We start from the raw sequence: 17,455 nt of genomic DNA, 5'->3' as shown, positions 1-17,455 counted from the left end.
CCCGCCGTCCTGCGGCACCGCCGGGCCTGGGCCGGGCTGATCTCCGCCCTGGCACGCCACCCCGGACAGGTCGAGGCAGCCATCGCGCTCCTGCCCCGGCTCTCCAGCCACGAGGTGGAGCATGTCGTCCGGGACTGGGATCCCGACCGCTACACCCGCGCCGCCGCGGACGCGCCGGTTCCTCCCGTGCCGCAGGAACTGTTCGACGCCGCGTCCTGGAAGCCTGCCTCACCCCGCTCGCCGCGTACCTGCTCCACCCCGAGCCCGAAGAGGGCTGGGCGGCCCTGTCCGAGTTCTCGCAGGACTGGTCGCTGGACCTGGCCGGCCACAGCGGCTGGGCAATGCTGGCCCGGTGCCCCGAGCGGTGGACGGAACTCGCCGCGCACCCCACGCTCGGGCCGGCCGTCCAGCACCTGCTGCTGGACCAGGCCGAGACCCAGGCCCTCGAGGACGCCCGGGTCCGCGCCGCCGGCGCCGACCCGGACGGCGAGGAGCTCCCCGCCGACCCGGCTCCCGCCCTGAGCGAGGACCTGCTGCTCTCCTGCCTCCCGGCACTGTGCCTGCCCGAGCTGGCCGAACTGCCCAACCCGCAGGTGACGGCCCGCAGGACCCTGCACCACATCGCCCACCGCGTCCACAAGAACCCTCGCCTGGAGGCCCTGGCCGCCGACCAGCTGCACGCGGCCACCGACGCCCTCGTGACCCACGGCCAACTGCTCAGCCTGCCAGAGAAGCAGGACGAGGACCACGACTTCGACGGCCGCATCCTGCGCCTCGCCGAGGACCTGGCCCTCCTCAGCGCCAACCCCGACCACCTCGCCGGGGCCTGCGCCCAGCTCGCCGCTCTGGATCAGCCGGCCGTCGTCTCCCCCGCGCCGAGCCGGACCCTGATCCGCATCTTCGCCGACGTCGACCCCGACCACGACCGTCCGGCCCGGCTCCTGGAACGACACTCCGAGGACCGCCGCGTCCAGGCCCTGACCGCCCTCGCCGCCAACCCGCACACCCCGAACGCCGCCGTCACCGGCATCCTGGACGGGCTGCACCCTGCGGAGCTGGCCTGGATCGCCGAGCGGGCCGGCGGCCCCGACTGGTTCCTGGGCGCGGCGGCCGCCGTCCCGGTCGCCGCTGACGAAGACGACGGTGTGCTGCGGCTGGTGAGCGACGACGAGCTCGACAATCACTCCGACCCCGCGGCCGTCCTGCAGTCCTGGCTCGACTCCCCCGCCGCCGGTGAGATCCTCTCCCGCTCCGAGATCTACCGGGCCGTCATCACGTCCCGTCACCACACCCCCGAGCACCTGCTCCAGATCCCGGCAGACGAGATCCTCTCCCGCAACGAACCCGAGATCGCGCTGAAGACCCTGCTGGAGCGCTGCGGGAAAAGCGCGGACCGGTGGGCGGCGCTGGCCGCTGCCATGACCTTCGCGTACGACGAAGAGAAGATCACTTTCGGAGAGCTCCTCGACTCCCTGGACCAGACGCCCGCGAGCTACCCCCGCGCGGGCGGGGCGGACTGCTGGGCGGGCCCGTTGGGGGCGGTGAGACCGGAACTACCCCCGCGCGGGCGGGGCGGACACTTCGCGACCTGGGGCTTTGTCAGGTGATCGTGGTGGTTTCCTTTACCTGCTTCACGACGTCCCCCGGGTGCTGTGGTGGTGTTGGCGTCCCCGGACTCCCGTCCGCCGCTGCTCGACCGGATCGCCGCACTGCAACAGAGACACACCCGCTGACGCAGGCGCCCCCGCCCACGCCCAGGCGTGCCGGTCGGGGGTTCCTTGATGCACTGCCAGAGCATGCCGTCCACCTCGACCGGCGGCGAGACTGGCAGCCCGAGAGACCTGGCGAACGCAAGGATCGCCGCCGCCTCCTCAAGACTGATCATGCCTCTGCCGGCGGAGAAAAATAGGAGGGAGTCCGATGCCGATCGTGACAGACTCACCGTGACCGTGACGCGAGGGATCGGCGGACTCGATCACGGTGCTGCAAGTGTGCCCAAGGTCGAGCACCCGTTCCAGATCGTCCTCATAGAGATCCACGCCGAGTCGGTCGACCATGATCTCCGCCGCCGACCTGGGAAGACTCATCCATATGGACACTGCGCCTGTGGTCACTGGTTTCCCGTGCAGAGCACAGCGCTTCATGATCCCCGCTGATCGTTCGGATGGGAGCAGCAGTTGAACGACTTCGCCCGGCTTCGCCCGACCAGGTCGGCGGCGTCCACACCGCCCGGCCTCCGGGACAAGGACCCCGCGATCTGGATCGTCGGCGGCAACCAATGCGCCGGCAAGACGACGACAGCCCGCCTCCTCGCGCAAGGGCTTCCGCTCGCCGCGCACATCGAGGGCGACGAGATGCAGCGACTGATCGTCTCCGGTTGCCGGTGGTCCGAGCCCGGTGACAGCGACCCCGTCACCGGACGTCTGGCCGGTGACGCCGGCGTGCAGTACGGACTGCGTATCCGTAACGCATGCCTCGTGGCCGCCGCGTTCGCGGACGCCGGCATCACCGCGGTCGTCAGCGACACGATCATCAACGAAGGGTTCGAGTCGCTGATCGAGGTCCTGGCGGGGCGGCCGGTCTACTTCGTGGTGCTCCGACCGCCCGTCGCAGTGCTGCGGCAGCGCGGGATCGACCGGCTGCCCGAGGAGGCCGCCTTCCTGGCGGACCGCTACGGCGACTCGGATCATCCCGAGGCCGCGTCGTTCACGGAACGAGTCCGGGCCGCGGCCGAAGGCCGGGCCGTCAACGAGTTCGAGGATGCCATCGAGCGGGGACTCGACCGTCTGCCGCCGGTGGGACTCAGGATTGACCCCGGTGGTCTCGGTCCCCGGAGTCTGGTGGAGCTTCTGCTGAAGCGACGGGCCGAAGCGGCCTGGACGGTGAACGCCGGATAGGTCGTCTTCGGCGGTGCGCCCGCTGCCCGTACTTCTGTGGCGGGGCTCGGGCCCGGGCCCGGACACGGACACGGACACGGACACGGCGGAGGCGAACCGCCCGGCACGTCTCGGGTCGTCGCCGGTGTTCCCCGGTGCGGCTCCCGGGATGCGTGGGGCCCCTGCCGGGCCGGGCCGCAGGTCGGTATCAGCGCCGATCGACGCGGGCTGGTCGGCCACAACGAGCACGGTCCCGTGCTTGGCCTGGAGTTTCGCGAAGACCTCGCGCAGTTTCGGTTCGCTGTCGGGCAGGCGCTTGTCGAACGCCTTCTTCCCGGCCGGGGTGACGGCGGTGGCGTGATGTTCGCCCTTGCCGACGTCCACGTGCGTCCTTCAGTCGTGCCCGCCCGGCCGTCCGCCGGCACCGATCGCCACATCCACATGACGAAGAGCCTCCCTGACTCCCGTAGGAGTCGGTGGTCATGCCCCTGATCAGCGGTCTGTCAGTGCCTCCGGGACCGGTGGCACCCCCCGGGCCATATCTTCACAATGCCGTTGCTTTTGTGGGGTTCGGGCGGTTGAAGCGGTGTGCTGATATCGCGGCTGGAGCGACTGGGGTTGGGGGTACTGACCCGGTCGTTTCCGCCTGAGCTGGTGGACCGGGTGGTGGGTGAGGCGGGGTGTTCGGAGAAGCGTCGGCGTCTGCTGTCGGCCCGGTTCACGGTGTACTTCGTCCTCGCGTTGTGTCTGTTCCCGAGGGTGGACTACCTCGAGGTCCTGCGCCTGGTCAAAGCGGGTGAGGCGGGCTTGCGGGAGTGGCCCGGGGTGAACAAGTCGTCGCTGACCAGGGCCAGGCAGCGGTTGGGATGGCAGACAGCGTCGGAGCACACTGTCGAACCTTCCCGAGGGAACCCGCAGGCGTACCGCCCCGGCATCCGGACCCCGATGGGCCCGGCGTCCGGAATTCGGCTGTGTCCCCGGAATGGATCGCCGACGCACGGTAGCGGTGGTTCCCCGGTTCACGAAACCGGGGAACCACCGGACCATTGATCACTCCACCGCCACGACCTGTCCGCGCCGTCGAAAGGCCACCTGAAACGATCACCAGACCCCATCGCACACCGCGGCCGGAGCTGTGCGGCACCGGATCGCCGCTACGCACCCGCGTAGGCGAGGCGGAAGATCTCCCCGGCCCGCTCCAGGTCCCGTTCGGACCTGAGCTGCACCTCCAGGTCCCCCGTGCCGTGGTGGCCGAGCCCCCTCACATCCCGGCTGAACCCGGGCACGAGGCCGACCTCACCCGGATCGACCTTCACATGGGCGAGGAGTCTGGCCTGCGCGCCGGCGGGACGCAGACGAAGTTCCGCAGCCGCCGACAGGCCGTGTACTGCTTGCGCCGGACCGCCGACACATCACCACCCAGCCCGAGCAGCACCTCCCCCAGGGCCGCCGAGAGATCCGCCATCGCCCCGCCGGCCGACCGTCGACGCGGTGCCGCCGCGGTCCGTGCACCCGCACTTCTCCGGCGGCGGGGCGCTCCGGTGTGCCCGTGGGCGGAGGCGACGGTCTCCAGCGCGATGTGGTCGTCGCCGTAGGGCCGGTAGCGGACGAGGTCGACGCCGCGCCGGTGCTCACGCACGGCGTGGACGTCGTAGCGGGTGAAGTCGCCGGCGACGCAGATCACCCTTGGGTCGCTCCACAGGATCCGCCCGGCGGCCCCGGCTCCGAGGCGGTCGCGCACCAGGTGCTGGAACTCCGTCCGGTGGTCCATGAGCCAGGACAGGCAGAACAGGCCCTGATGGATCACCCCGGCGTCGGTCGCCCGCTTGTACTCGACGATCACCGGCGACCCGTTCTCGTCCAGGCCCAGCGAGTCGATCCGCCCGCCGTGGACCGGCCCGGTGCCGTACTCGCTCGCCAGGAACCGCACGTACTCGCCGAAGAAGCTGGGCTTCTTCCAGGCACCGCAAAAGGTGCCTGCCCGGGGCGTTTCCCCGGCCGGGCACCTCCATGGCGCACTGCTCCACAGCGCGTCGGCAAGTGGCCGCTCCCGATTCCTCCCGCTCGTACCCACCTCTGACCAGCTGCTGCCGGCCGACGGCGCCGGTCGCGCCGCTCCGGGTCGGCGAAACGTCACAGCGCCCCGCGTCGTCACGGACGAGGGGCGCTGTGGCTCGGGAGGGGCCGACCGTCAGGTGCGGAAGGCGTAGTACGCGGCGTTCGGGTAGGACGAGATGAGGCTCGTCATCGAACGGCGCAGGGTGTTGGTGGAGTGGTACGTCAGGTACGGCACGCCGTTGCGGCGGGACGTGACGATCATGGTGTGGTCCTTGGATCCGTCCTTGTTGAAGTCGATCTGGAGGACGTCGCCGATGTCCAGCTGGTAGACATTGGCGAGGCTGGTGGTGCGCTCGGAGTTCTGCGCGAACCAGGACCACTCGTTGACGCCGATGAAGGAGTGCGACTGGATGTCGGCGTTGCCGAACCAGCGCGTGTAGTCGTAGACGTAACCGGGCACGTGCTTCCAGCCGCCGGCCTTGAGGGACTGGCTGACGAAGTTGGTGCAGTCGCCGCCCGCACCGGCTCCGTTGAAGTTGGGGTAGGCCGGGTTGTAGTTCGTCCAGTGCTTCTCCGCGTACGCGGCCATCGCCTGGTAGTCGAACTCCGTGTCGGTGAAATCCTTGGGGGCGGCCGGCGGGCGCTTCGTGATGGCGGCGCGGGGCGCCGACGGAGTGGTGGTGGTGGTCTTGGCAGCCGCGGTGGTGGTCATCGGCCGGGCGAGCTGGTTGACCGCGAGGTGGCCGTCGCCGGTCTCACGGATCCTCGTGACCTTCCAGGAGCCCTTCTCGTCCGCCTTGAAGGTCAGTTCGTGGCGGGTCTGGAAACCGGTGGTGCCCGGCTCGCCGCCGGCGACCTTCGCGTAGGTCAGGGTGGTGTTCTCGGTGACCGCGACGACGGCGGTGCGGCCCTTGACGTCGGTGCGGTCCAGGGTGACCGTGGTGTTGCCGGCGCTGTACTTCTCGCCGTTGCTCGCCAGTCGGCTCCTGCGGTCGTCGAGCTGCTTCCGGGCGGTGCTCTCGGTGCGGCCGATGCCGGAGGAAAGCTCCACCTTGCCGGAGAAGTCTTCGGTGAGGGCCTTCTTGCCGCCGTGGCGCGGCTGGTCGACCAGCGCGTTGGTGCGGTCGGTGAAGACCGCGTCGGCCAACCTCTGGAAGGCGGCCCTGGTCTTGGCGTCGACCTGGGGCTCGGCCGCTTCGGAGGCGCCCGCGTTCCAGTTGGGCAGCAGTGCGGCCCCCGCGACGGCCGATGCGGCAGCCGCCGTGAATATCGTCGCCCGGCGTCGCGTGTGCTTCATTTTTCTTGACTTCACTGGCGTTCTTCCCTCTTTTCCCGGCATGGGACCGCCGAGCCAAGCGGCATCTTCGCATGGTTGGTGCAGCCGGTGTGAAGAAGGTGGGGAGACTGATGCAAGAAGGTTTCCGGACTGTCACCGCAGGTGCAATTGACGCCCGTTGGACGTTCACTTCACGACGGTGGACCAGTCCGGGGACTGGGCGGGGTCGAGGCTGCGGAGCCGCTCCAAGGTGGCGGGCTTCTGGACGTCCATCCAGTCGGCGAGCTCCTTGAAGGACACGCACTTGACGTCCTTCTTGGTGCACACGTCCTCTATCATCTGGTCGACGGCCTTCATGTAGATGCCGCCGTTCCACTCCTCGAAGTGGTTGCCGATGAACAGTGGGGCGCGGCTGCCGTAGTAGACGCGGTTGAACCCGGCTTTGTAGGTGTTCAGGGTCTCCCGCTGCCACTTCGGGTGCATGGCCGGATCGCCGTCGGTCTTGCCCCCGGACTGGTTGTAGAGGAAGTTGTAGTCCATGGACAGGCCCTGGTACTTACCGCCCTCGTACGGGAGCATTTGAAGCGGGAAGTCCCATATGCCGTTCTTCTTCTTCGGCCATATCTGGAAGTCGCCGGCGGAGCTGGCGTCGTAGCGCCAGTCATAGGTCTTCGCGGCCCGGAGGAGGTTGGCCTGGCCTTCGAGGCAGGGGGCGCGGCCTCCGGCGACCTCGCGGCGTATGTCGAACGGCAGCGCGGCGAGATCGGTCCTGCCCGTGTTCGTCTTCCACTTCTCGACGAAGCCGTAGAACTGGTCGATCTCGCTCTTCCACTCGGGCACGCTCCAGTCGCCGCCGCCCTTCGGGCCGCAGAAGTGCCCGTTGAAGTGGGTGCCGATCTCGTTGCCGTCCTTCCAGGCCCCGCCGAGCTGCTCCAGGGTGGTGTAGACGTGCTCGTCGGTGGGGAAGCTGATGGCCGCGCTGCCCCGGGAGTGCTGCGGCGGGTCGTACAGGTCCTTCTTGCCCTTGGGCAGCAGGTAGATGCCGGTGAGGAAGAAGGTCATGTGGGCGTTGTGGCGGTTGGCCATCTCCCGGTAGTGCGCGAACAGTCCGTCGTCTCCCTGGAGGGCGCCGTCCCAGGAGAAGACCACGAACTGCGGCGGCTTCTGGCCGGGCTTCAGGCGCTGGGGCTTGAGCTGCCCCTTCTGCGGGCCGGTGTAGGAGGTCGAGCCGTCGCCGATCACCTTGACCTTGCCGTCCCAGGCCGGTTCCCCCGAGGCCCCGGACCGCGGTTTGCGCGGCGAGCGGTCCGTCGCGGACGCGGTCGAGGTGGTGTCGTCGGTGCCGGACAGGACCAGGTAGCCGCCGAGGGTGGAAGCGACGAGGAGGAGCGCCGCCACGGCGAGCGTTCGGGGGCGGGCGGGGAGACGGCGGGGTGCGGGGTCCTTGCGGCGTCGGCCCGACGGCTTGTTCATCTGCGGCTCAATCTCTCGGTGGACTTGATCTGCCGGAGGCATGGAGGTGGACGGTGTCGGTCGCGCCGGTGGTCAGCCGAGCGGCCTCAGGGCTTCCGACCAGATGCCGTACGGGACGCTGTCGGCGATCGTGCCGCCCAGGCCCTCCAACGGCAGGGGTTCGAGGCTCTTGGCCAGGTCGATGCGGTAGACGACGACCGCGGTGGACACCTTCTCCTCGGTGCCGACGTACCAGGCGGCGGTGTCGTTCTCGGTGGTGCCCCTCTTTCCGGCGACCTTGCCGCCCGCCTTCGCGGCGGTCTCCGGATAGGCGGTGCGGAAGGCGTCCGTCAGGGCGGACTGCACCTCGGCGGCGGTGTCGGCGTCCATGGCCCGGCGCGAGACCGGGGTGTCCGTGGCGACCTTGTGGCCGTTGCGGGTGACCTTGAGGATGGTGTACGGCTCGGTGTGCCGGCCCCCGGCGGCGAAGGTGGTGTAGCCGCTGGCCATCCGGATGGCGCTCGGCGTGGACTTGCCGGTGGCCAGTGCGGGCACCTGGGCGCCGAGGCTGGAGGGCAGCAGTCCGGCGGCCTGGGCGGTGGCGCGGAGCTTGTCCAGTCCGGTGTCCATGCCGAGCTGCATGAAGGTGGTGTTGACGGAGGACGCGAGGGCCCGGTGCAGGGAGATCCGCCCGTAGGACCGCCCGCCGTCGTTCTTCGCGGCGACCTTGCGGCCGCTGCGGTCCCAGTAGGGCCCTTCCGGCGTGGTGATGGGCACCTTGTCGTCGCCGACGTACTCCGTCTCGCCCGTCACCGGCTCGGGGGCGCCGTCCCGGCTCTTGCGCACGCCGTGTTCCAGGGCGGCGGCGTAGACGAACGGCTGGAACGCCGAGCCGGCGGGCACGGTGGTCGCGTTGGACTCGTTGTAGCCCTGCTTGCGGTGGTCGGGGCCGCCGTGGAGGGCCAGAATCCGCCCGTCGGCGGCGACGGAGGCGGCGCCGTAGTGAACGTGCTTCGCGGCCTTCGCGTTGTCCTTGCGGGCCTCGTCGCGGGCCGCGCCGACGGCCCGGGTGAGCTGGTCCACGCGCTTCTTGTCGAACGTCGTGTAGATCTGGTAGCCGCCGCGGTCGAAGTCCTTGTCGGAGATGTGCGCCGTCTTCTTGACGTACTGGGTGGCGAGTTCCACCAGGTAGTCGCTCTGCTCACCGGTGTGGTAAAGCGGGTTGCTCTCCAGCGCCTTCGGGAAGGTCCGGTAGCCGGCGCGCTCCTCCGGCGACAGCTTGCCGATCTTCACCATCCGGTCGAGCGTCCACCGCCACCGCTCCTCCGCACGGGCGCGGTTGGCCGCGCTGAGCGTCGGATCGTACAGTCCGGCGCCCTTGAGAAGGGCGGCGAGGAAGGCGCCCTCGCTGGCGTTGAGCTCGCTCACGTCCTTGCCGTAGTACGCCTGGGCGGCGCGCTGGATGCCGTAGGTGCCGCGGCCGAACCAGCTGGTGTTGAGGTAGCCCTCCAGGATCTCGTCCTTGCTCATCTTGTTGTCGAGCTTGAGGGCCATCATGGCCTCGGTGAACTTGCGGCTGTAGGTCTGCTCATGGCTGAGGTAGACGTTCTTGACGTACTGCTGGGTGATGGTCGAGCCGCCCTGGGTGCTGCCCTGTCCGAAGGTGCGCAGGACGGCGCGGGAGAGGCCCTTGGCCGAGATGCCGGGGTCGCTGTAGAAGTTCTCGTTCTCGGCGGCGAGCACCGCCCAGCGCACGTCCTCGGGCACGTCGTCCAGCTTCATCTCCTGCCGCTGCACCCAGCCGACGCGGGCCATGGGCGTGCCGTCGGCCCAGAAGTAGACGTTGTCCTGCTGGGTGGCGTACGAGTTGAGGTTGTCCGGGATGTCGGTGAGGGCGTAGGCGACGGTCAGGGCCAGGGCGCTCAGCCCGAGCGAGGCCAGGACCGCGCCCCCGGTCTGCCGCCAGGAGGGCACCCAGCGCTTCCAGCCGGTCCGGCCGGGCCGGGGGTAGTGCGGCCGCACGCGGCGCAGCCGGGGGCCGAGCACGGCGATGACGACCGCGGTGGCGGCGGTGATCGCGGCGGTGAGGCGGGCGGCGGGCCCCGGCTTGGGCGCCTTGCGGCGGCGCCGGGAACCCGGCCGGCCGGATGCGGCGGCTTTGGCGTCCGCACGGCGGGACGCGCGAGTTCCGGAGGCGGTCGCGGGGGAGTCGCCGGTCGGTGAGGTCCGTCCGTTCTCCTCCGTGTCGGAGGGGGCGCCGGTGATGTCGTCGGACATCTCGCGCCGCCCTCCGCCGGGTATCGGGGGGTCTTCGGCGCGGGTGGTGGGTATGCCGCCTTCGGGTACGCGGATCTGCATCGTCTCGTCGGGTGTGAGCCGCCGCCCGCGGGCAGGAGTGTGTGCCGAGGGACTCGGCTCCGAGTGGTCTCCCCCACCTCCCTGAGCGTGCCCTCCCTGCCATGCCTGGGTCACGATCGGCCTCTCTCCGTACTCCCTGCGCGCGCGCAGGCAGAAGTACAGACGTACGAGGGCTTGACCCGGCTACCGCTACGTCGGTCGCAAACCCTGACTTCCCCCCGACCTCACGGGATCGCGGCTCTCAAATTACCAGCAGGCTTCGCACGATCTCCACATGATCCTCGGCGGATCCTGTCACATCGTGGCGGACCGGTACCTGTCGGCCCTGCCCGGCGCTCTTCGCCAATGCGACGAGCGACAGGGGCTGGAGGGACCGGCGGGGCCGAAGAAACGATTCGAGCGACCGTCGCCTCGGTCCCCCGGCGCGAACGGACGGTCCTGCTGCCCACCCGGCCCGGCCGGTCGCCCGCGGGTCCACCGCCTCGCCGGGCGGCCCCGCGCGGTCCAGCCCGTCGGGCTCGGCGCCGCGGTCGTGGGGCAGCGGGCAGAGGACGCGCGGTGGGCGCGGATCGAGCCGTTGGCCGCCTGATCGGACGCCGAGGCGGGGTGGGCGGTGGCGTTATCACCGGGAGATGATCGACACGATGGTGTTCAAGTACCGGACCGGCACGCCGTGGACAAAGCCGCCCGAGCGCTTCGGGTCGTGGAAGGGGGCCCACAACAGGCCGCGGATGCGGGCGCTCGGCGGAACGTGGGAGAAGGTCTTCACGGCCCTGCCCGCCCGGGCCGACGCCGACGGCGACCTCGGCCGGGTCGTCGCGGTCGACCCCACGATCCTCCGGGCGCATCAGCACGCCGCCGGGGCCCGTCGGAAGGGGCCCGGCGAGCGGCCCGAACGGGATTTGCTTCTGTCGGTATGCGAACGGGGCGCGGCGGTGCGAGCCGTCGCTGCCCGAGCAGGGAGGGGTATTCCGTGGCGGGCACCCTTCGTGATGGGCTTCTACGGTTCGAGTCGCGATTCGAGGTCGCTCCCGATTCCCGCCGTCTGGATCCCGGCTCCGACCAGCTGTTCCGGGGTGATTCCGGGCCGGCTGCCGGCCGCGGTGGTGGACGCCGGAGACGAGCCGGAAGGAGATGCCGACGTGGCGCAGGCCATGGGGTCGCTGGACGCGTTCGAGGGCGGGTTCGTCCAGGGTGAGGGCGGCGTCCGCGCAGGCGAGTCACCGACAACGGCGTCGTACGACGGCAGCCAGAAGCCACGAACCGCGTCGCGCGCCTCGGCTCGTGCGGTGAGGGCCGGTCGCGGTTCGTGACACAAGTCCGGTTCACCGCTTCACCGAAACCCCGGCGGTCGCGGTTCAGGACCCGGGCGAGGCATGGGCGGTTCGGCTCGGATCCCGGTGGATTCCCGGTCGTGCCGTCCTCCGCAGGCGGCACGACCGGGACGCGGCTCAGCCGAGCGGGCCGAAGATCTCGGTGCGGTCGAAACCGGCGTCCATGCCGTCCAGCACCGCTCCCAGTTGCTTCTCCTCGTATCTGAAGTGCGTCTCCATGACCGCCTCGATCCCGTCGAGGTGGAGGTGCGCCACCTCCGGGTCGGCCGAGTCGGCCACCGCCTTCCGCAGTCCGCCGATGAGGTGCTCGATCATGTTGTGGTCCTGAGTCAGCTTCGCGATCACCGGTGCCAGGTCGGGGCGCGCCCGTACCAGTTCCGGGAACAGCGAACCGTCCTCGGCACGGTGGTGGCCGGACAGGGCGGCGCAGAATCCGTGGCAGAACAACAGCAGGTCGGTGGCGGCGTCAGCGGGGTCGCCGCCGTCCAGTCCCGCTCGCGCCAGCGCCAGCGCGGTGCGCAGCTTGCCGTGCACCCGTCGCAGTTCCCCGCCCCAGGCGGTGACGCGGTCAGTCGGCAAGGACGCCCTCCCGTCGCAGCCAGGCCGCGCAGGCGGTCGTCCAGGACGCGGTGTGCGGCTCGCGCGCGATGAACTTGTGCGGCGCGCCGCCGTACTCCACGCCGTCGGCCAGGCCGATGCCGTGGCTGCCGCCCGGGTAGACGTGCGACTCCACCGGTACCGCGGCCGCCGCCAGCGCCCGGGTCCACTCCAGGGCGTTGGGCAGGCCCGGCGGGTCCTGAGCGGTGGCCCAGACGAAGGTCGGACACACCGACGCGTCCACATGCTTGGCCGGGGACAGCTCGTCCTTGATGGGCAGCAGGTCGCCGAGGAGGTTCTCGACCACCGGGGGCGGCAGCAGGTCGAGGTCGGCCAGCGCGTAGGCCAGGATCGCGAAGTCCGGTCGCGGCGGGTCGGCGACGCCCTCCTCGATGGACAGGATCCGGCCGGTCATGAGCAGGCCGGCGAGTTGGCCGCCCGCGCTCGATCCGATGACGCCGACCCGGTCGACGTCGAGGCCGTGGTCGCCGTCGCGGATGTGGTCCAGCCCGGCCCGGGCGTCTTCGAGCGGGGCCGGGAACCGGTCCGGCAGCAGCCGGTAGGAGAGGACGAAGGCGTGGATGCCGAGGCCGGACAGCCAGCGCGCGTACCCTTCGCCCTCGTGCGGGGGAAGTTCCCGGAAGCCGCCGCCGGGCAGGACGAGGACGGCGGGTCGGGGGCCGTGGAACCGGCCCTCGGCGGGGTAGAGCGTGATCTTCTGTGCAATGGGGGTGGGAATGGCCGGAGCCACCTTTCGATACGACGCCTCCATGCCTGACGATCCGTCCGCCATCGGCACGCGACGCTGGCGAAATGATAACCGCCCGGGCCGGATGGGCGGTTGCTTCGCGCTGCGGCGATGGCGTCAGGTGCGGGACCGGGCGGCGGCGCCGGGGCCGAGCATCAGGAACGCGGCCTCTTCGGCTCCCGTCGCCCTTCGGGGTGCGGTCGCCGACCCTTGTCCTCGCACAGCGGGTCGCTCATGGCGTTCCATCCGGTCAGGGTCCACCGCGAGGTCCTGTGGACGGGCTGGGCCCCGCGGGCCGGTATCGGATCGTCGCGCCTGACACTCCCGCACATCCAGAAACCCCCGTTTACGGGCGGTGTCACCCCCCGCCGGAAAGCCGCCCCGACGCCTCCCCGGGACGATAGGGAAACGGGTCGACGGTCGTCATCCTCACGAATGAGAACCGCCTCGGAGAATTGCCGGCGGTCGCAGGACTCAAGGATGAGGAAGCGGAGCCGCAGCCGGGCCACCATGGAGTGGTGGAGTAATTCCGCTCCGTCATCCCAGGTCGATCGGAGACTGCGATGTCAGATTCAGCTCCCGCCTCAGGATGGGCCTCCCCCGGCCCCGACCTCGACCCGAAGACCGCCTCAGGATGGGTCGCCGCCATAGCGGGCCTCTGCGCGGCAGGAGTAGTCGCGGGGCCCGTCGCTCTCGCCGCTCAGGGAGTGGCGGCCCTCACGGACCGGGATACGGACAAGGCGGTCGACGCCGTTATGGACCCGGCGTGCAGGGTCGTGGAGAAGCTTGTCGACGCGGCCGACAAGTACAACGAGACGATCATCAAGGCAGGAATCACCGCCGCTGTCGGAAGCGTCGTCCGAGGCTCCGGCTCGCAGAGCTGACCTTCGGGCGCCCGCTCCGCGGCACGCCTGCCTCGCCCCCGTCGAGCCCTCCTCACTGGCTCGGCGGGGGTTCGTCCTGCCCTGAGCGGCTACGCCACACGGCTGAACAGAGGAGGGCCGAGTAGGAGGGCCGCGGCCACGTGTGATTCGGTGAGGCGCTGACGCGTGTCAGAAAGGCACACGCGCCACGGCGGACTCAGCGCTGACGCCCCGGCACATTCATCGCCCGAAAGATATGGAGGCGGACGCATGCGGTCGGTCATTCCCGACTATCTGACCCAGGCTCTCGGAGACGTCGAGTCGGATACTTCTGGACAGCCGGCGGACTACATCCCCGAGCTCGCGACAGCGGACCCCGATCGCCTCGGCGCGGTCTTCGCCACCGTCGACGGCGAGATCTACGGCGCCGGCGACATCGACACCGAGTTTACGATCCAATCGATCTCCAAGCCGTTCGCGTACGCGCTGGCACTGGCTGATCGCGGCTTCGACCCGGTACTCGCCAAAGTCGGCGTCGAGCCATCGGGAGAGGCGTTCAACCAGATCTCCCTCGAAAGTGATACCGGGCGCCCTTTCAACCCCATGATCAACGCCGGTGCGATCACCACCCATTCGCTGGCCGGTTCGGAGGACATGAATCCGACGGAGCGCGTGGAGCGCGTGGTCCGCGGCCTCTCGGCGTTCGCCGGTCGCAGGCTGAGGATCGACGAGGCGGTGTGCGTCTCGGAGATGGAGCATGCGCACCGCAATCTGGCCATCGCGTACATGCTCCGCGGCTACGGCGTCCTGACCGAGGACCCCAGGGCCGTCGTCGACGGCTACACCCGCCAGTGCTCTGTGCTCGTCACCGCGCGGGATCTGGCCATAATGGCCGCGACGCTGGCCAATCGAGGCGTGAACCCTCTCTCGGGTGAGCGAGTGATCCGCGAACCGGTGGTGCGTCAGGTGCTGAGCGTCATGTCCACCTGCGGAATGTACGACGCGGCCGGCGACTGGGCGACCCAGGTGGGCATTCCGGCGAAGAGCGGCGTGGCCGGGGGCCTGATCGGAGCGCTCCCCGGCCAGATCGGCATCGCCACGTTCTCACCACGGCTGGACGCCCATGGGAACAGCGTTCGCGGAGTGTCGCTGTTCGAGCGGTTCTCCTCCGACATGGGGCTCCATGTGATGGAGGTCCCCGCCGCCGCGCGTGCCATCGTGCGGTCCAATCACGTCGTCGGCGTCGGGCCGAACGCGGTCCGGGTCTTCCAGCTGCAGGGCGGGATCGGTTTCGCCGGAGCCGAGCGAGTGGTCCGGGAAACCGTGAACACCGCCCCCGCGGAAGTCAGGGTGGTCCTGGACCTCACCATGGTCTATTCGATCGATGACGTGGCGCGGCGCATGTTGCTGGAGGTCGTGCGTCGGCTCACGCTGGACGGTCACGAGGTCTACCTCGTCGACCCGGAATCGATCATCCCCGATCCCGATCCCGGCGATGGCGGCCGAGTCACCGTCGTGGAGAGTATGGAACAGGCCGTGGTCTGAGCACACGAGGCGGCCCGGCGCGGGCCGGTCGACTCCCGGACGGCGGCAGACGGCGGCAGCGGACGACGCCGGACCCGACGGCCCGCGATCGAAGGCGACCGCCGCGTCGCCGGGCCGTCCGCGCCGGGGCGCCCGGCCGGCGGAGCGTACCCGTCACGTGGATGGTTCATTTTTCGGGTGACTCACCGCTGATGCAGATCTCCAGCGCCGATGGACAGCGCCGGCCGCCTCGGCGGAGACGGGGTCATCGGCTCCTGGGGGGTGAAGGCGACCGGGAGGGCCTGGGGGCCGCGGAACGTCGGGGCGTAGCCCCAGTCGACCTCGGCGCTCGGGATGTCCAGGGTCAGGTCCGGGAGGCGGCCGAACAGCGTGGTGATCGCGATCTCCGTCTCCAGCTTCACCAGATGGCTGCCCAGGCAGGTGTGCGCGCCGTGGCCGAACGCCAGGTGCGGGCGGGCGTCACGGGTGAGGTCCAGGGCGCCGGGGTCGGGGAACCGGTTCGGGTCGCGGTTCGCCGACGCCAGCGACAGCAGCACCATGTCGCCCTCTGCCACGCGGGCGTCCGCGATCGTCATGTCCTCGCTCGCGTACCGGTACTCCGCCACGTGATCCGGCGAGTCCAGGCGCAGCAGCTCGTTGACCGCCCGGGACCAGTCGACGTCGCCGCCGAGCAGGGCGGCTCGCCGGCCGGGGTCGTCGAGCATGCGCAGGATGGTGGTGCCGAGGAACTGGATCGTGGTGATGTGACCGGCGCCGATCAAGGTCATGACCATCACCTCCAGCTCGTCCCCGGTCAGCGCGCCCGACTCGATCAACCGTGTCGGCAGGTCGTCGCCCGGGTGCGATCGTTTGTAGGCCACCAGCTTCCGGACGTAGCCCAGCATCTCGGCCAGTTTCGCCTCGTCACGCGGCTGCTGGAACTTCGCGCGGTACCACATGTCCAGTACGTCGGCGGCGGGCGCGCGCTCGGTTTCCGGGATGCCGAGGAGGTCGTGCACGACGGCGACCGGGATCTCCTGGGTGTATTCGGCGACGAGGTCCGCGCGCCCCCGCCCGGCGAACGACTCGACGGCGCGCTCGCAGGTTCGGGCGGTGCGATCGCGCAGACGGGACACCGCGGCGGGGGTGAACGCCGCGGCGACGAGCCGGCGCAGCCTGGCGTGCGCCGGATCGTCCAGATTGGACAGGCCGGGCGGGTGCGGGTCGGGGTTGACCGGGGCGCCGCTGCTCAGGCGGCGGTCCGCCAGGCAGGCGCGGACGTCGTCGTACCGGGTCACCAGCCATGTCCGGCCCGGGACGTGCGGGTCGTCGACGGGGCAGACCGGGTCGTGCTCGCGCAACCAGGCGTAGCCCGGGTACGGATCGGCGGTCACGACGGCCGGCCGGCGATCAGCAGCTTCTCCAGCGGGGACGCGGCGAGCGGCACGGCCCGCGTCTCGGTGAGTCCGGCCTCGCCCAGCCATGCCGCGAGGTCGGTGTAGCGGTGCACGCCGCCGGCGTGGCCCTGCCACAGGGTCAGGTCGAACATGCTGAGGTACCCGGTCGCGGCCGGGCCCAGCCCGGCCGGTGGTTCCCGGTCGTGGTCGAGGATGGCGATGCTTCCCGTGGGGGACAGCGATTTGGCCGCCCGCCGGAACAGCTCGCGGCATTCCTCGGGGCGGTGTCCGTGCAGGACGTTGAAGAGCAGCACCAGGTCGTACCCGGATCCCAGGTCGTCGGTGAGGTAGTCGCCCGCCCGCGTCGTCACCCGGTCCGGCGGGGCGTCTTCGCGGAGGGCCGTGATCGTCTCGGACAGGTCGAAGACGGTGACCCGCACGTCCGGGCGGCGGCGGCACAGTTCGACGGCGTGGTCGCCGTGGCCGCCCCCGATGTCCAGGACGGTCGCCGCGGGAGGCAGCGCGGCGGCGATGTCGTCGGCCAGGTCCTCGGCGGCGCCGGCGAGCATCCGGCGCAGGCGGGCTCCGGAGGCGGGGCGCTCGTTCAGCCAGGTGTAGAAGCCGCGGCGGGGCGTGCCGGTGCGGATGGTGTCCTCGATGTCGGCCCAGTGCTCGAACAGGACCTCGTGCCAGAACAGTTCGGCGTCCACCGGGCCGGGCGTGGCGGCGGTCGTGACCCCGTCCTCGTCGTGCCGCAGGTAGCCGAAGGTCACCAGGACGTTCACCAGGCTGCGTACCCCGGCGGGGTGACCGCCGATCGTGGTGGCCAGCTCGTCGACGGACAGGGGGCCGGATTCCAGGGCGGTGAACACGCCGAGGCGGACACCGGCGATCATGGCCCGGTACCCGGCCGCGCCGAGCCGGTCCAGTACCGGAGCCGGGACACCAAGGGATTCTTCGGGCAATGGCATG

12 protein-coding genes and 3 pseudogenes are annotated in these 17,455 nt (G+C 70.5%); 6 read left to right on the top strand and 9 right to left on the bottom strand.

What is annotated here, in order from left to right; all coding sequences use genetic code 11:
• The first annotated feature begins 341 nt into the window (after positions 1-341).
• Positions 342-1,607 carry a hypothetical protein gene (locus ACF089_RS06865; protein WP_392022819.1) on the top strand — a complete coding sequence of 422 codons (1,266 nt, stop codon included), beginning with the start codon at positions 342-344 and terminating at the stop codon, positions 1,605-1,607.
• A 570-nt stretch (positions 1,608-2,177) separates the two neighbouring features.
• A complete protein-coding gene (locus ACF089_RS06860) occupies positions 2,178-2,897 on the top strand; it encodes a zeta toxin family protein (protein WP_392022816.1) in 720 nt (239 codons plus the stop codon).
• A gap of 189 nt (positions 2,898-3,086) precedes the next feature.
• Here the strand turns inward: ACF089_RS06860 and ACF089_RS06855 are convergent.
• Positions 3,087-3,260 (bottom strand): annotated as a pseudogene (locus ACF089_RS06855) (transposase); the annotation flags it as partial.
• Positions 3,261-3,464: 204 nt separating this feature from the next.
• Between ACF089_RS06855 and ACF089_RS06850 the strand changes: the two are divergent.
• Positions 3,465-3,926 carry a transposase domain-containing protein gene (locus ACF089_RS06850; RefSeq protein ID WP_392022813.1) on the top strand — a complete coding sequence of 154 codons (462 nt, stop codon included), beginning with the start codon at positions 3,465-3,467 and terminating at the stop codon, positions 3,924-3,926.
• Positions 3,927-4,030: 104 nt separating this feature from the next.
• On the opposite strand, the pseudogene ACF089_RS06845 reads toward ACF089_RS06850, so the two are convergent.
• From ACF089_RS06845 to ACF089_RS06830, 4 genes and pseudogenes are all read right to left on the bottom strand, one after another.
• Positions 4,031-4,806 (bottom strand): annotated as a pseudogene (locus ACF089_RS06845) (transporter); the annotation flags it as partial.
• A gap of 261 nt (positions 4,807-5,067) precedes the next feature.
• Positions 5,068-6,231, bottom strand: coding sequence for an amidase domain-containing protein (locus tag ACF089_RS06840; RefSeq protein ID WP_392022810.1), 1,164 nt, complete (start codon positions 6,229-6,231; stop codon positions 5,068-5,070).
• Positions 6,232-6,396: 165 nt separating this feature from the next.
• Positions 6,397-7,683, bottom strand: coding sequence for a hypothetical protein (locus tag ACF089_RS06835; RefSeq protein WP_392022807.1), 1,287 nt, complete (start codon positions 7,681-7,683; stop codon positions 6,397-6,399).
• Positions 7,684-7,755: 72 nt separating this feature from the next.
• Positions 7,756-10,020, bottom strand: coding sequence for a transglycosylase domain-containing protein (locus ACF089_RS06830; protein ID WP_392022804.1), 2,265 nt, complete (start codon positions 10,018-10,020; stop codon positions 7,756-7,758).
• 599 nt (positions 10,021-10,619) lie between these two features.
• Here ACF089_RS06830 and ACF089_RS06825 point away from each other — a divergent pair.
• Positions 10,620-11,333, top strand: a pseudogene (locus tag ACF089_RS06825) (transposase); the annotation flags it as partial.
• 138 nt (positions 11,334-11,471) lie between these two features.
• On the opposite strand, the gene ACF089_RS06820 reads toward ACF089_RS06825, so the two are convergent.
• Both ACF089_RS06820 and ACF089_RS06815 read right to left on the bottom strand, forming a co-directional pair.
• Positions 11,472-11,933: a hemerythrin domain-containing protein gene (locus ACF089_RS06820; RefSeq protein ID WP_392022800.1), complete on the bottom strand. Its 462-nt coding sequence runs from the start codon at positions 11,931-11,933 to the stop codon at positions 11,472-11,474.
• Complete coding sequence (locus ACF089_RS06815) at positions 11,923-12,702, bottom strand: alpha/beta hydrolase (RefSeq protein WP_392022797.1); 780 nt, start codon at positions 12,700-12,702, stop codon at positions 11,923-11,925. The genes ACF089_RS06820 and ACF089_RS06815 overlap by 11 nt, the downstream gene beginning before the upstream one ends.
• Before the next feature lie 560 nt (positions 12,703-13,262).
• Between ACF089_RS06815 and ACF089_RS06810 the strand changes: the two genes are divergently transcribed.
• Complete coding sequence (locus tag ACF089_RS06810) at positions 13,263-13,583, top strand: hypothetical protein (protein ID WP_392022794.1); 321 nt, start codon at positions 13,263-13,265, stop codon at positions 13,581-13,583.
• 249 nt (positions 13,584-13,832) lie between these two features.
• A complete protein-coding gene (locus ACF089_RS06805; RefSeq protein ID WP_392022792.1) occupies positions 13,833-15,107 on the top strand; it encodes a glutaminase in 1,275 nt (424 codons plus the stop codon).
• A gap of 182 nt (positions 15,108-15,289) precedes the next feature.
• Here ACF089_RS06805 and ACF089_RS06800 read toward each other — a convergent pair whose 3' ends face one another.
• A complete protein-coding gene (locus ACF089_RS06800) occupies positions 15,290-16,480 on the bottom strand; it encodes a cytochrome P450 (protein WP_392022789.1) in 1,191 nt (396 codons plus the stop codon).
• Positions 16,477-17,454, bottom strand: a complete 978-nt coding sequence (locus tag ACF089_RS06795; protein WP_392022786.1) for a methyltransferase — start codon at positions 17,452-17,454, stop codon at positions 16,477-16,479. The genes ACF089_RS06800 and ACF089_RS06795 overlap by 4 nt, the downstream gene beginning before the upstream one ends.
• Position 17,455 lies beyond the last annotated feature (1 nt).

Source organism: Streptomyces sp. NPDC014894 (genome assembly GCF_043080985.1).
In the GTDB taxonomy this organism is placed as follows: Bacteria; Actinomycetota; Actinomycetes; order Streptomycetales; family Streptomycetaceae; genus Streptomyces.
The sequence above is the reverse complement of the archived record's forward strand: the minus strand, read 5'-3'. Positions and strand labels throughout refer to the sequence as shown.

Excerpts from the sequence above, each read along its gene's own strand:
- ACF089_RS06865 (WP_392022819.1), top strand. The coding sequence starts at position 342 with ATGCTGGCCCGGTGCCCCGAGCGGTGGACGGAACTCGCCGCGCACCCC.
- ACF089_RS06840 (WP_392022810.1), bottom strand. The coding sequence starts at position 6,231 with ATGAAGCACACGCGACGCCGGGCGACGATATTCACGGCGGCTGCCGCA.
- ACF089_RS06835 (WP_392022807.1), bottom strand. The coding sequence starts at position 7,683 with ATGAACAAGCCGTCGGGCCGACGCCGCAAGGACCCCGCACCCCGCCGT.
- ACF089_RS06830 (WP_392022804.1), bottom strand. The coding sequence starts at position 10,020 with ATGCAGATCCGCGTACCCGAAGGCGGCATACCCACCACCCGCGCCGAA.
- ACF089_RS06810 (WP_392022794.1), top strand. The coding sequence starts at position 13,263 with ATGTCAGATTCAGCTCCCGCCTCAGGATGGGCCTCCCCCGGCCCCGAC.
- ACF089_RS06805 (WP_392022792.1), top strand. The coding sequence starts at position 13,833 with ATGCGGTCGGTCATTCCCGACTATCTGACCCAGGCTCTCGGAGACGTC.
- ACF089_RS06795 (WP_392022786.1), bottom strand. The coding sequence starts at position 17,454 with ATGCCATTGCCCGAAGAATCCCTTGGTGTCCCGGCTCCGGTACTGGAC.